Annotated in this window: 13 protein-coding genes; 9 read left to right on the top strand and 4 right to left on the bottom strand. The window is 49.3% G+C overall.

The features are described from left to right. Positions 1-38 precede the first annotated feature (38 nt). The 3 genes from HC229_RS01770 (at position 39) to HC229_RS01780 (ending at position 1,375) form a co-directional block, all read left to right on the top strand. Complete coding sequence (locus HC229_RS01770; RefSeq protein WP_191018713.1) at positions 39-416, top strand: PH domain-containing protein; 378 nt, start codon at positions 39-41, stop codon at positions 414-416. A gap of 289 nt (positions 417-705) precedes the next feature. Continuing rightward, positions 706-1,185 carry a hypothetical protein gene (locus HC229_RS01775; RefSeq protein WP_191018714.1) on the top strand — a complete coding sequence of 160 codons (480 nt, stop codon included), beginning with the start codon at positions 706-708 and terminating at the stop codon, positions 1,183-1,185. Further along, positions 1,175-1,375 (top strand): helix-turn-helix transcriptional regulator, encoded by a 201-nt coding sequence (locus tag HC229_RS01780; protein ID WP_191018715.1) that lies wholly within the window; start codon positions 1,175-1,177, stop codon positions 1,373-1,375. The genes HC229_RS01775 and HC229_RS01780 overlap by 11 nt, the downstream gene beginning before the upstream one ends. A gap of 74 nt (positions 1,376-1,449) precedes the next feature. Here the strand turns inward: HC229_RS01780 and HC229_RS01785 are convergent, their stop codons facing one another. The 3 genes from HC229_RS01785 to HC229_RS01795 all read right to left on the bottom strand — a co-directional run bounded on the left by HC229_RS01785 (position 1,450) and on the right by HC229_RS01795 (position 6,334). Continuing rightward, on the bottom strand, positions 1,450-3,474 hold the full coding sequence (locus HC229_RS01785; RefSeq protein WP_191018716.1) for a protein-disulfide reductase DsbD family protein: 2,025 nt from the start codon (positions 3,472-3,474) through the stop codon (positions 1,450-1,452). Then, positions 3,471-4,784 carry a tRNA lysidine(34) synthetase TilS gene (gene tilS, locus HC229_RS01790; protein ID WP_191018717.1) on the bottom strand — a complete coding sequence of 438 codons (1,314 nt, stop codon included), beginning with the start codon at positions 4,782-4,784 and terminating at the stop codon, positions 3,471-3,473. Before tilS ends, HC229_RS01785 begins: the two co-directional genes overlap by 4 nt. 245 nt (positions 4,785-5,029) lie before the next feature. Continuing rightward, the gene (locus tag HC229_RS01795; protein WP_191018718.1) at positions 5,030-6,334 is read right to left on the bottom strand and encodes an anthranilate synthase component I family protein; all 1,305 of its coding nucleotides are present in this window, start codon (positions 6,332-6,334) and stop codon (positions 5,030-5,032) included. A gap of 196 nt (positions 6,335-6,530) precedes the next feature. Between HC229_RS01795 and HC229_RS01800 the strand changes: the two genes are divergently transcribed. Continuing rightward, entirely contained in the window at positions 6,531-7,484 is a 954-nt protein-coding gene (locus HC229_RS01800) for a DUF4349 domain-containing protein (RefSeq protein ID WP_191018719.1), read from the top strand. A 277-nt stretch (positions 7,485-7,761) separates the two neighbouring features. On the opposite strand, the gene lpdA is transcribed toward HC229_RS01800, so the two are convergent. Next, on the bottom strand, positions 7,762-9,168 hold the full coding sequence (gene lpdA, locus HC229_RS01805; RefSeq protein WP_191018720.1) for a dihydrolipoyl dehydrogenase: 1,407 nt from the start codon (positions 9,166-9,168) through the stop codon (positions 7,762-7,764). A 327-nt stretch (positions 9,169-9,495) separates the two neighbouring features. Here lpdA and HC229_RS01810 point away from each other — a divergent pair, with 327 nt between their 5' ends. Genes HC229_RS01810 through creD form a run of 5 tightly spaced genes read left to right on the top strand, consistent with a single transcriptional unit; the run spans position 9,496 to position 12,840 of the window. Then, a complete protein-coding gene (locus HC229_RS01810) occupies positions 9,496-10,107 on the top strand; it encodes a hypothetical protein (protein ID WP_191018721.1) in 612 nt (203 codons plus the stop codon). Positions 10,108-10,149: 42 nt separating this feature from the next. Beyond that, positions 10,150-10,446 carry a winged helix-turn-helix domain-containing protein gene (locus HC229_RS01815; protein ID WP_191018722.1) on the top strand — a complete coding sequence of 99 codons (297 nt, stop codon included), beginning with the start codon at positions 10,150-10,152 and terminating at the stop codon, positions 10,444-10,446. A 43-nt stretch (positions 10,447-10,489) separates the two neighbouring features. Further along, positions 10,490-11,128, top strand: coding sequence for a DUF1361 domain-containing protein (locus HC229_RS01820; RefSeq protein WP_191018723.1), 639 nt, complete (start codon positions 10,490-10,492; stop codon positions 11,126-11,128). Positions 11,129-11,130: 2 nt separating this feature from the next. Continuing rightward, the gene (locus HC229_RS01825; protein WP_191018724.1) at positions 11,131-11,457 is read left to right on the top strand and encodes a hypothetical protein; all 327 of its coding nucleotides are present in this window, start codon (positions 11,131-11,133) and stop codon (positions 11,455-11,457) included. 48 nt (positions 11,458-11,505) lie between these two features. Continuing rightward, positions 11,506-12,840: a cell envelope integrity protein CreD gene (gene creD / locus HC229_RS01830; protein ID WP_191018725.1), complete on the top strand. Its 1,335-nt coding sequence runs from the start codon at positions 11,506-11,508 to the stop codon at positions 12,838-12,840. The last annotated feature ends 143 nt before the right edge of the window (positions 12,841-12,983 follow it).

Raw genomic sequence — 12,983 nt, forward strand, 5'->3', positions numbered from 1 at the left:
TGCCAAAGTTTTATCTTTAGTTCACTAAAAACAACATCATGGGACTATTCAACGCCATATTGGGAAACGCATCCGAGGTTTCCATTGAAGCTATCACAAAAGAGTTCGAACCGATCATCGTGCCCGGTGAAAACATCGAAAAAGCTTTCCGACTCGTCAAGGACATGTTCATTTTCACGAACAAGCGGCTGATCCTCGTCGAAAAACAACTCGTGGGCAGCAAGACCGGATATACTTCGATTCCGTATGCCAACGTGATCAAATTCTCGAAAGAGAGCGCCGGAATCCTCGACCTCGATGCGGAACTCAAGATCTGGATCAAGGACGAAATCCAACCGGTCAAAAAGACATTCGGCAAAGGAAGCGACAACATCAACGAAGTCTATCGCATTTTGGGCCAGCACATCCTCAAATAAAGTAGGCTATATTTTTTTTGGGCGCGACGGCGCGGCAGATCGAATCGTTAAAAACAACATTCGGACTGCCGCGCCGTCGGGCTTTGCGCTGCTATCTTTTGGCGGCCTCCGCTGCGCTGCGGCCGCCAAAAGGATATCCGCTCCAATCCCTCGCGCAATCAAATTAAAAAACACATGCCGTTTCAAATGAAAAAGACAAACAAACAAAACTTTTTGTAAAATAATTTAGTCAATATGTAAAATATACTTTACATTTGGTTTGAGTTTCAATATCATTAAATCAAATCAAATGAAAACACATTTCTTATTTCCGCAAAAGTTCGACATCATCGGCTGGTGTCTTTTTGTCCCTGCTTTGCTTGTCGCCATTGCCGCAATGGTTTCCGATCTCCAGTTAGACGATGCCGTCACCGCAAAAGTGTACGCCATTGCAGACAACGGCCTTTTCGCTCCCAATGGTTTCTTCCGCTTCAACGAAAATTCGATTGGAGACGAAATCCTGTTGAGCTTCCTGATCGCCGGCGGCCTTTTTATCGGCTTCTCGAAACAAAAAAACGAAGACGAACTCATCGCACAAATCCGTTACGAAAGCCTTGTCTGGGCGACCTACTTCAACTTTACGGTCATGCTCGTGGCCACATGGCTCATTTACGGCCTGTTTTATTTTGAAGTGATGGTGGCCAACATTTTTTCGCTGCTGTTGTTTTTCATCATCCGTTTTCACATCAAGCTCTACCAACTCAAAAACTCCGTGCGCGATGACGAATAACCTCAAAGTACAGCGCGCGATCAAGGACATTTCCCAGGAAGAGCTCGCCAGGCAGATCGGCGTAAGCAGGCAAACCATAAACGCTATGGAAAAGGCCAAATACGTACCGTCAACCGTACTTTCCCTAAAGATCGCGCGGTTTTTCGATGTAAGAGTAGAGGACATTTTTACGCTCGAGGATACGGACTGATATTGGTTCGGCCATCGCAAAAACGCAAAAGCCGGCCCTTTAGAGACCGGCTTTCGCAGTGAAAATCGTTTATATTATTTCTTGAGCCCGGCTTTGAGCCACGCGAGGTATTCGTCTTTGCCGACGTAGCTTATCGTAGGCGAAATATCCTTTCCGTCAGGGCCAAGCAAAACGTAAAGCGGTTGCGTGTTCGTGTTGTAGCGCGTAATGGTCAGGTTCGTCCATTTGTCGCCTATTGTTTCGATATCTTCACCTTCAGGCGTCGTGTATTGCTCAGATTCCGGGAGTTCACGTTTGTCGTCTACATAAAGTGAAATCAACACCAAATCATTTTTCATGATTTCGTGCACTTCTTTGTCCGTCCAGACGTTCGCTTCCATTTTGCGGCAATTGACGCACGCGTGTCCGGTGAAGTCAAGCATTACCGGCTTGTTCACGGATTTTGCATAAGCAAGCCCCTTGTCGTAATCATTGAACGTGATCATATCGTGGGCCAATACCGCACCTTCCGGGAGCGTCTTATCGTTCATTACGGTTCCCGTCGCTCCCACTCCATGCGGGCTTTCGCTATAATGCAAAGGAGGCGGGAATGCAGAAATCAACTTCAGCGGCGCGCCCCAAAGCCCGGGAATAAGGTAGATGGTAAACGTCAGCGTCAGCAAGCCGAGCATGATGCGCCCGACGGAAAGATTGCCGGCAGGGCTGTCGTGAGGCGTCTGTATTTTTCCGAAAAGGTAGAGTGTCAACGCTCCGAAAATCGCGATCCAGATACAAAGGAACACTTCTCTTTCCAGCAAATGCAACTGCAATACAAGGTCTGCATTCGACAGGAATTTGAAGGCGAGCGCCAATTCGAGGAACCCAAGGAAAACCTTGACGGTGTTGAGCCATCCGCCTGATTTTGGGAGCGAATTCATCCAACCCGGAAAGATCGCGAACAACATAAAAGGCAGAGCTAGCGCCAGCGAAAACCCGAACATTCCGATAAGCGGGCTGATGCCGCCTTCGCGGGCCGCGATCACCAACAGGTTTCCGATAAAAATTCCGGTACATGAAAACGAAACGATAGCCAGGGCCAACGCCATGGCCAGGATCCCGATGATGCCACCGCGATCAGCCTGACGGTCGACTTTGCTCGCCCATGAATTCGGTAAAACGATCTCGAAGGCGCCCATAAACGAAATGGCGAAGATGACAAGCAGGACAAAAAAGATGACGTTGAACCACACATTGGTTGCGATCGCGTTGAGGGCGTCGGCACCAAAAATCGCGGTAATGATCAGCCCGAGCGTCACGTAAATGACGATGATCGATATTCCGTACAGGATCGCATTGCGGATTCCCGCCGACTTATTCTTGCTTTGTTTGGTGAAAAAACTCACCGTCATTGGGATCATCGGAAAAACGCAAGGCGTGAGCAATGCGGCAAACCCGGCCCCGAAAGCCAGGAAGAAAATCGTCCACAGACCTAAGTTTTCGGTAGAATCAGGATTGATCGGATGCGAGGTAAGGTCTTTGGAATCTATGGTTTCCTTAGCCGAAATCGTGTCCTTAACCGCATCCTTTTTAGCCGTGGCGGAGTCCGAAGCCACAGCAGCATCAGGCGTTTGTGCGGCAGCAGCTTTCGTCGGCTCGTCTTCCGCAACCGGTATTTTGGGAAGTTTGAACGTAAATTTCGCATCGTCGTTGCTACAGACTTCCTTACAAACCTGGTAATCGGCCTTGACCTCGATCGTTGTCAGCTTCGGGTTGATGATTTTAACGCGTTGGGTAAGCGTAACTTTTTTCTCCCAATAGTATTCGTCTACCTCGAAAACGTCGTTGTATTGCTTCTTATAAGGACTTTCTTTCGTTTTCCCGACGAGCTCGTAATTGAACCTTGCATTTTTGTACTCCAATGTCAACGGAAGCGGGCCGTCGGCTGGAGTGAATTGGGAATACATATGCCAATTGTCGTCGATCGCGCCTTCCATGATGAGATTGAACTCGTTTCCGGATATTTTTTCGAGGCGCTGTGTCCACTTTACAGGTTTGACGATTTGAGCGGAAATGCCCGAAATGCTTAGCAATGCGAGCAGCAGGAACAGAACTTTTTTCATTCTTTGAGTGCGATGTTCAAAATGTTTGTCGTAGTTGATTGGGCGCCGAAGCGTTCGTCCGCGCGATGGCCGACGATCCAGATGATGTCGTCCCGCGAACACAAAAGCCACGCATGCTCTTTATCTCTCAACGAGAATTTCCCGTCCTTGAAGAATTTGCTGACTTTTTTGGAGTTTCCGTTCATGCCGAGAGGGTAAAATACATCGCCTTCCTTCCACCTCCTGAGCACCAGCGGAAACCTCAATTTTTCGGCGTCGACAAAGATAGCCGAATTGGATTGCCTTCCAATGGCTTTCACAAATTTTAGGCTCATTTTTAACGGAAATTCTATTGTTTCCATCCCGTTGTAAATTTTGTACTCTCGATCGGGAACCTCGTCGGTCAAAGGCGAAAGCACAAGGGCATCGCGGTCTTTGAGCAAAACGTGGCCCGGGGCAAAAACCTGTTTGCCCGATTGGGCGTCGACAAGCGCATAGATATCGCTCCAGGCCGTGAAGCCGAAGCCGCTGAGCCATTTATAGAGATACGCCTGGAAATTCGGGAGTTTTTTTAGTTCCGGCAAATCAAACCGGATTTCGGTCCCAAATGTTTTGGCCACTTTTTGGAAAACCAGCACAGCCGCGTCATCGGCCAGGGATTGGGTCTGCCGCAGAAAATCCTGGGTCGCCGCAAAGGTCTCAAGCAAATCAGGCCGCACTTCCTTTAGCGCGGGAACGAGTTGATGCCGTATTTTGTTCCTGAGGTATTTTTCGGAAGCATTGCTGCTGTCCTCTCGCCATTCCAGCCCGTTGGATTTCGCATACGATTCGATTTCGGCTCTCGTAAAGTCGAGCAACGGCCTCACGATATTGCCATTCTGCAAAGGGATTCCCGTCAGGCCTTCGATTCCCGTGCCCCGCGTAAGGTTGATGAGAAACGTTTCGAGGTTGTCGTCGGCGTGGTGGGCGGTCAGGACATAGTCGTATTTCCCGGCTTCCAGTATCTCGCCGAAATAGCCGTAGCGCAATTTGCGGGCAGCGAGCTGTATCGAAAGCTTGAAATCGTGAGCGAATTGTTCGGTATCGAATGTGGCGATGTGAGCCTGTAAATGGTTCGCAGCCGCGAATTCGCGAATAAAGCTTTCGTCTTGGTCGCTCTCTGCTCCCCTGAGGTTGAAATTGCAATGCGCTATCCCGACTTCGTAACCGGATTTCCGGAAGAGGTCGAGCATGACCATGCTGTCGACTCCGCCACTGCAAGCGAGCAGCAGGCGTTTGCCTTCGAGAAACGGGAATTTGCTTTTAAGGTGGGTTCTGAAACGGGACAACATCACACGAAGTTACTTAATAATTGACAATGAATAATTAATTAATGAGGATGCCATCAGCGACAAATGCCCTAGCCCGGGTTGAAGCGAAAAGCCCGCAGGCCGGAAACCGCTGATTTTTACAAGGCGGCCCAGCGACCGCAGGAAGCTCGGGCCGGTGCGACAAAAATGCGGTTTTGGGGCGAGGACTTGTAGCGGAAAACCGGAATTGCTTTAATCAATAATAAACAATGACCAATTGAACGTTCTCAATCCTCCTGCCGCTCGAGGACTTTGCGCATCGCTACCGCTTTCAGCAGGCATTCTTCGTATTCCCGCAGCGGGTCCGATGCCGCGGTGATCGCGCTACCGACCGAAAACGAAACGTAATGCCGTTTTGCGTTGTACAGAATGGTGCGGATAACCACGTTGAAATCGAAATTGCCTTCGGGCGTGAAATAGCCGAGGGCGCCGCTGTAGAGCCCGCGTTTGGTTTCCTCAAGGGCTTCGATGATGTTCATGGCCGCGATCTTGGGCGCTCCGGTCATGCTTCCCATCGGAAATGTGGTCTGGAGCACGTCCACGGCCGATTTGCCCGGCGAAAGTTCAGAAACTACGGTAGAAATCAGGTGGTGCACTTGGCGGAATGAATACGGTTGGCACAGTTCCTCGACGTGAACCGACCCTTTCGAGGCGGTTCGCGACAAATCGTTGCGCACCAGGTCGACGATCATGATGTTTTCCGATCGTTCTTTTTCGTTGGAAACTAGCTCTCGCCTGATCCGGGCGTCCTCGTCCGGGTTATCGCTGCGCCGCGCCGTTCCCTTAATAGGCTGGGATACGATCTTGCGGCCTTGCTTCTTAAGGTAACGCTCGGGCGAGGCCGACATCAGGTAATCGTCCGCATTGCGGAAAAAAGCGGAAAACGGCGGCTCGGAAATCGCGTTGAGGCGGCAATAGGTTTCGAGCGGATCGATCTTGGCGTCTTCGGAATAGAATTCCATACAGAAATTCGCCTCGTAAATGTCGCCCCTATGGATGTAATCGAGCATACGCCCGACCTTTTTCAAATAGTCTTTCTGGGAAATGCGCTGGGAGATCGCAAGGCGTCCGTTGGCGTGCGGCATTTGCGTATCCTGGTTGACGATGGCTTGGTAATCCTGTTTCATTTCGTCGTCGGCCATTGGCAGATAGTGCATTTCCAACTGATTGCCTTTTAGCAAAAAAAGCCGTTTGGGCTGAAAGAAAAACATTTCCGGGAAGTCAAGGCCGTCCGCGTTATCGGATTGCAGCTTTTCGACATCGTTTTTGAGGTCGTATGAAAGGTACCCGAAAAGCCAATCCTGTGTGGCTTCCTGCAATTCGCGCAGATCCTGGAAGGCTTTGTGATGGTCGGTACTGAGCGACAAAAAAGCGTCGACGGCCAGCACGCAGTCGTATTCCTGATATTTCTGGTAATAGCCGTTCCCGTCCAGAAACGTCGCCTCGCGGAAATCTTGGGCCCAATGCAGCAACCTGGCCTTGAAATCCTCAGGGTCGTTTATCGTGTGATGAGCAATCGTTCTTGTGGGCATATCGGTTCCGTTTTTCGATCGCAAAATCGATCGTTTCTGGCACGATCAAAATTACGACAAAACAATCGTCGGGACGTCTAAAAATTTTGGCACGGTTGTTAGTGAGCGTCGAATCGACAACTTCATAAGATTTACAGTATTTGACAAAAAACTACCTCACCTTTTTGAGTATTAACCTTTTAAAACCACAAATTTTATGAAAAAAATCCCATTATTCGGAATGGCGTTGCTGATGATGCTTTCCGTTTCCTGCAAAAATGAATCCGGCGGGTACGATGCGGAAGCGCCAGCCGAAGAAATAATGCCGGTGGATGCGGCAAGTAGCGAAGACGCCAAGTCTGTACAGGCCGATTCAACGGCAGCCCCGAACGCCCTGTCTTCTTCGGCGGCGGTTGAAAAAAACGACGGTAAGCACAAATTTGTCCGCACGGCCGACATCCGGTTTAAAGTGCGCAACGTGGCGCAGTCGACTGCAAAAGTCGAGGACGCCGTCTCCCAGGCGGGAGGTTTTGTCGTCAATACGGAGCTGAAGAGTTCGGTCAGCGCGACCAAGGACGTCAAGAAAAGCCAGGACAGCATCGTGCGTACGACGGTTTACACGGTGCACAACGACATGGTGATCCGGGTTCCGAATTACAATTTGGACGCCACGCTGAAAAATATTTCCAAAGAAGTCGGCTACCTCGATTACCGCATCATAAAAGCCGAAGACGTGAATCCGCAGCTCAAAGCCAGCGAGCTCGAGCGCAACCGTCTCGCAAGGTTTACCAAACGCGTCGAAACCGCGGTAAGCGACAAGGGCAAGAAACTCGTCGACATCAACGATACCGAAAATAACTTATTGTCCAAACAAGAATCCTCGGACGCCGCTTTGCTGAAAAAACTGGAACTCGAAGACAAGATCGCCTACTCTACCGTGGCGTTGCAATTGTATCAGGACGAAGCGGTAAAAAGCGTAACCTTGGCCAATCTCGACAGCGGGACGTATCGCACAAGTTTTGCGACCCAGGCTTGGGACAGTTTGAAATCCGGATGGTATATTTTGGAAGGAATTTTGGTGGTCGTGTTGAATTTGTGGCCATTTGTACTGATCGGAGGCGTACTTTTCGTCGCATGGAAAAAAATGAACCGCAAGAAATTGGCGGCTTAATAGTTTTGACGTATGATAATTTTTGAACCATTAAGGACATTAAGTTATCGAAACTAAAGAATTGGTCTGTTTCATACTAAATCCTTGATGCCTCATTGCTCTTAATGATTTGAATTCATTACGTTCAGCGCTTATCCCATCTGACGCCTTCAACGGTTAAACAAGTAAAGTCACCAAACGGCATCTACAAAAAAAGCCCGCTCAAAACGAACGGGCTTTCTTTTTCTAATAATCTAATTTACAAATTCGCTAATTCGCTAATTCGCCAATTCGCTAATTACATGTGTATCGGACGGTTCTCACTCGCCGCCAACGCCGCTTCCTTAACGGCCTCAGCATAGGTCGGGTGAGCGTGCGACATCCTCGAAATATCTTCAGCGGATGCACGGAATTCCATGGCGGTTACCGCTTCGGCGATCAAATCGGCTACCCTTGCTCCAATCATATGGACACCCAATACTTCGTCCGTCTTGGCATCGGCCAGGATTTTCACAAAGCCGTCCGTGTCGCCGCTTGCGCGTGAACGACCCAACGCCTTCATTGGGAAACTGCCCGATTTGTATTCGATTCCGGCTTCTTTCAACTGCTCTTCGGTCTTGCCTACGGCCGCGACTTCGGGCCACGTATAGACCACACCCGGAATCAGGTTGTAGTTGATATGAGGCTTTTGCCCGGCCAACGTTTCGGCTACGAAAACGCCTTCTTCTTCGGCTTTGTGGGCCAGCATCGCGCCTTTCACGACGTCTCCGATCGCGTAAATGTTTGAAACGTTCGTTTGCAAATGATCGTTGGTTTCCACGATACCACGGTCTGAAACCTTGACTCCCGCTTTGTCGAGGGCCAATCCGTCAGTGAACGGGCGACGTCCGACCGAAACCAAAGCGTAATCGCCTTGCAAGGTGATCGTTTGCCCTTTTGCGTCGTCGGCTTGTATCGTCACGCCTTCCCCGTTGTTTTCAACAGATTTTACCTTGTGGGACGTGTAAAACTTCATGCCTTGTTTCTTAAGCACTTTGGTCAATTCTTTCGACAATCCGGCGTCCATTCCGGGAATGATCCTGTCGAGATATTCCACTACCGAAACCTGGGCGCCGAGACGCAGGTAAACCTGTCCGAGCTCGAGCCCGATGACGCCTCCGCCGATGACGATAAGGTGTTTTGGGATTTCCTTGAGCTTCAAGGCTTCGGTCGAGGTGATCACGCGTTCTTCGTCCAATTTGATAAAAGGCAGGGACGACGGCTTGGAACCCGTTGCGATGATCGTGTATTTGGCTTCGATGGTTTCGGATGAACCGTCGGCTTTGGAAACTTTCACATGAGTAGCGTCCTCGAACGAGCCAAGGCCTTCGAAAACGGTGATCTTGTTTTTATCCATGAGGTATTTGATGCCGCTCACGTTTTGATCCACTACCGAACCTTTGCGCGCGATCATCTGCTCAAAATTAACCTTGATCTCTCCCGGGATCTCAATGCCGTGCTCCTTGAAATGGGAAATGGCGTCGTGATAATGGTGGGAGGAATCAAGCAATGCTTTGGAAGGGATACAGCCTACGTTGAGGCAGGTTCCGCCAAGGGTTGAATATTTCTCTACGATGGCAGTCTTGAAACCTAATTGTGCGCAACGGATGGCGGCCACGTATCCTCCGGGACCCGATCCTATGACGGCAACGTCAAATGAACTCATGGTGATTGGTTATTGATTTAGTCACACAAAAGTACGAAAGCGATTCTTATTTAGGGCAAGTTGGCATGGTGAATTCAAATTTGGCCACGACCGCAAGGGTCAAGCTCGCCCCACTTATTTTTAGAAACCTCAAAGGTTTATCCGATAAGACAAATACCCGGACGTAGCTGAACTGTACAAAGAAAAATCGGATATCGCTCGCGCAGAACCCAAAAAGGCCAAGCGGGCAAAATCGCCCGGCTCTCAGGAAAATCAAAAAAAAAAAAGCATTTTGCTATTGCAGGTTAACATCAACTTCATTTACTTTGCAATTCAAAGTACTTTTGTATGGAAGATCACAATTATCTCGACGACATCCGCGACATCAAGCAAATGATGAACCGCTCGACCCAATTTCTTTCGCTAAGCGGATTGGCGGGCGTCATGGCTGGAATCTATGCGCTGATCGGGGCGTTTGGCGCGGCGAGGATCATCGATTCACACAACGGCCAATACATCACGCTCGAAAGTGCAGCGTTTACAGCTATCGTCGGGATTGCGTTTGGCGTCCTGTTGATGTCCGTAATCACGGCCCTGATCTTGTCCCACAAAAAAGCGAAAAAACGCGACGAGCAACTTTGGAACAATTCCTCCCGCCGACTGCTTGTCAATTTCCTGATCCCAATGGTCACGGGCGGCATTTTTACCCTGCTGCTATTGAGGCACGAGGTCTACGGCCTCATCGCCCCGGTAACGCTGATCTTTTACGGACTGGCCTGCGTCAACGCGAGCAAATATACGCTCAGCGACGTGCGCTACCTTGGCATTACCGTGATCATCTTAGGGTTGCTGTGCACGGAATTTTCAGGTTATGGTTTGCTGTTTTGGGCGTTGGGATTCGGATTTTGCCATATCCTCTACGGTTCGCTGATGTATTTTAAATACGACCGGAATGCGTAATTTGCGCCGTCCGATCTCGACTTTTACTTTTGACTTTCGACCTTGAAAAACATCATACAAAATATAAACAAAGCGTTCGACCATCGCATCAGGCTCGGCATCATGAGCGTGCTTATGGTAAACGAATCGGCCGATTTTTCGACGCTCAAGGAATTGCTCGGCGTTACCGACGGCAACCTCGCCAGCCATGCCAAGGCACTTGAAGCGGAAAATTACATCGTCGTCGAAAAGCAGTTCATCGGGAAGAAGCCCAACACGAGTTACAAAGCGACGAAATCCGGCAGGCAGGCCTTCACGTCCCACATAGACGCGCTGGAAAACCTGATACGCAAGACCTAAATTTTTTTACCGTTAAACTTTGAAATACAAAGTACTTTATATTATGAAAATAGCAATAAACAATTCACTATACGTCAGCGTCTTACCGTTAGTCGGATTCAATTTCCTGTTGATCGCCTTCCGGATGTTCGTCACATCGGGAATCGGGTTCGGTTTTCTCATCTGGAACCTGGTGCTGTCTCTCGTGCCTTTGTGCATCAGTCTTTACCTGACCTCGCGCGGGACGTCCACCTTAAAAATCGCCATCGGATCGCTTATCTGGCTGCTGTTTTTGCCGAACGCGCCTTACATCCTGACGGACTTTCTGCATTTCCGGAAAATCAACCTGACCATGCCGGCTTGGTTCGACCTGCTCCTGCTCGCCTCCTACTCGATCAGCGGCTTGCTCTTCGGATTGCTTTCGATGTGGCAGATGCACCAGGTCTGGAAAAAATCGTTTGGGAACATTTCCGATCTCATGATCCCGGCAAGTGCGTTACTGTCCGGTTTCGGCATCTACCTCGGGCGGTACGAACGCTACAACAGCTGGGACGTCTTGTCCGATCCGATACGCATACTACATGACTCCGCGGTGCTGCTTATTGAATTACGGACCATCGGATTTACGATTGGTTACGGGACGCTTTTGCTGCTGGTTTATTACTTCATCCGACTCAATTCCCAACGCGACCAAAACCCATAATCATGGAAAACAGCCTTCAAATCCGCTATGCCGCCTACCTCAGGGCAACCGGAGAACTTTCTTCGAAAATCGCCTTTGCCTCCTTTTTACTGGGAAGCCTGTTGTTCGTCCTTTTCAAAATGGACACATTCGACGACGATGGTTACCTGCTGGCGTGCGGTTTCATCTATGTCCTGCTCGCGGCGATGCTCAACATGCTCGTATTGCTGAATTTGATGATCCTGTTCCTCTCCGAACCCAATAACCGCGAGTATTTCGCCATCAAAATACTGATCGTCCTGGCCAACATACCCGTCGTGATCTTCTATCTGAACAATCTCGATGGATAAACCAAAACTTTAAACTTTAAACCTTAAACTTTAAACCTTAAACTTTCAATGGAAACACCTATCAAAACCGGATTCTTACAATCCAACACCGCCCGCCTCGTCATGGTCGGGATCCTGACGCTGATCTTACTCATACCGCTCGCGCTCGTACAGGATCTCATAAACGAACGCGCCTCGAGGCAGCAACAAGTCAACCAAAGCATCACCTCGAAATGGGGAGGCGACGTGTATTTATACGGGCCTGTCGTGCGCATTCCGTATGTTGTGTATGAGGAAACCGTAATCGTGAATGAAAAGACGAAAGCCGCCGTGACCGAGCGAAAGCCGATTACCGAATATGCCTATTTTTTTCCGGAAACCTTGAACAACAAGACATCCGTCACGACCGACAAGCGCAATTACGGCAATTATGAAGCGGTAGTTTATACCTCGAAAATGAAATTCGACGGCACGTATTCGGCTCCCGATTTCTCGACGCGCGATATTCCCGATGCCGACATCCAATGGGACAAGGCCTCGGTCGTGATCAGGACGACGAACCTAAAAAGCATACAGGATGAAGTCAGGATCGACATTGGCGGCAAACCGATGACGTTCGAGCCGGTTTTCAATACTTCGCAAAACGATTCGGTCGACGCCCTCGAAACCGGATATTTCGATGCCCGGATTTTAAAGGAATCGGGCAATGTCGCGTTCAAATTTGACATTTCCTATCGCGGCAGCAACCAATTGATGATGGTCCCGATTGGCAAAACGACATCGGTCAAGATGGATTCCAACTGGAACGACCCAAGTTTCGACGGCAATTTTCTTCCCGAGACGAAAGGACCGGGCGACGGCTTTCCGGCAAGTTGGAAAATCCTGCATGTCAACCGGCCTTTCGGCCAGCAAACCTTTGGCGACCTGCCCGATTTGGCGCGGTTTGCGTTCGGCGTCAAATTCGTCATTCAGGTAGATGAGTACCAACAAAACGAACGCGCCTCTAAGTACGGTTTCCTAACCATCGGGCTTACATTCCTGATTTTTTTCCTGATCCAGATGATCAGCAAGGTCCGCATCCACATTTTCCAGTACACGATGATAGGGTTGGCCCTGGTGATGTTCTACACGCTATTGCTGTCGATTACCGAACACAGTAGTTTCTTGACGGCCTACCTGATAGCCGGCGCTTCGGTCGTGGCGCTGATCTCGCTCTATTCCTTATCGATCTTAAAGAAAGCGAAATTCTGCACGTTCATCGCCACCTCGCTTTCTGCGCTTTACGGATTCATCTACGTGATCATACAACTTGAAGATTATGCGCTATTGTTCGGCAGCATCGGACTGTTCCTGATCCTTGCCGCGGTAATGTACTTCTCCCGAAAAATCGATTGGAACAGCTAATCTTTGCAGTTGATTTGTCGAATTGATCGCTGCCAATTCACAAATTGCCTTTGGTCCGTTCAGCTATGCCTCGGGTGAGTAATTCGCTAATTCGCTAATTATCTAATTATCCAATCATCCAATTATCCAATCATCTAATTATC

It is taken from the genome of Flavobacterium selenitireducens (assembly GCF_014748335.1).
In the GTDB taxonomy this organism is placed as follows: Bacteria; Bacteroidota; Bacteroidia; order Flavobacteriales; family Flavobacteriaceae; genus Flavobacterium; species Flavobacterium selenitireducens.

Bases quoted from the DNA above. Each gene is read 5' to 3' on its own strand.
- HC229_RS01770 (WP_191018713.1), top strand. From the start codon at position 39: ATGGGACTATTCAACGCCATATTGGGAAACGCATCCGAGGTTTCCATT.
- HC229_RS01775 (WP_191018714.1), top strand. From the start codon at position 706: ATGAAAACACATTTCTTATTTCCGCAAAAGTTCGACATCATCGGCTGG.
- HC229_RS01780 (WP_191018715.1), top strand. From the start codon at position 1,175: ATGACGAATAACCTCAAAGTACAGCGCGCGATCAAGGACATTTCCCAG.
- HC229_RS01785 (WP_191018716.1), bottom strand. From the start codon at position 3,474: ATGAAAAAAGTTCTGTTCCTGCTGCTCGCATTGCTAAGCATTTCGGGC.
- tilS (WP_191018717.1), bottom strand. From the start codon at position 4,784: ATGTTGTCCCGTTTCAGAACCCACCTTAAAAGCAAATTCCCGTTTCTC.
- HC229_RS01795 (WP_191018718.1), bottom strand. From the start codon at position 6,334: ATGCCCACAAGAACGATTGCTCATCACACGATAAACGACCCTGAGGAT.
- HC229_RS01800 (WP_191018719.1), top strand. From the start codon at position 6,531: ATGAAAAAAATCCCATTATTCGGAATGGCGTTGCTGATGATGCTTTCC.
- lpdA (WP_191018720.1), bottom strand. From the start codon at position 9,168: ATGAGTTCATTTGACGTTGCCGTCATAGGATCGGGTCCCGGAGGATAC.
- HC229_RS01810 (WP_191018721.1), top strand. From the start codon at position 9,496: ATGGAAGATCACAATTATCTCGACGACATCCGCGACATCAAGCAAATG.
- HC229_RS01820 (WP_191018723.1), top strand. From the start codon at position 10,490: ATGAAAATAGCAATAAACAATTCACTATACGTCAGCGTCTTACCGTTA.
- HC229_RS01825 (WP_191018724.1), top strand. From the start codon at position 11,131: ATGGAAAACAGCCTTCAAATCCGCTATGCCGCCTACCTCAGGGCAACC.
- creD (WP_191018725.1), top strand. From the start codon at position 11,506: ATGGAAACACCTATCAAAACCGGATTCTTACAATCCAACACCGCCCGC.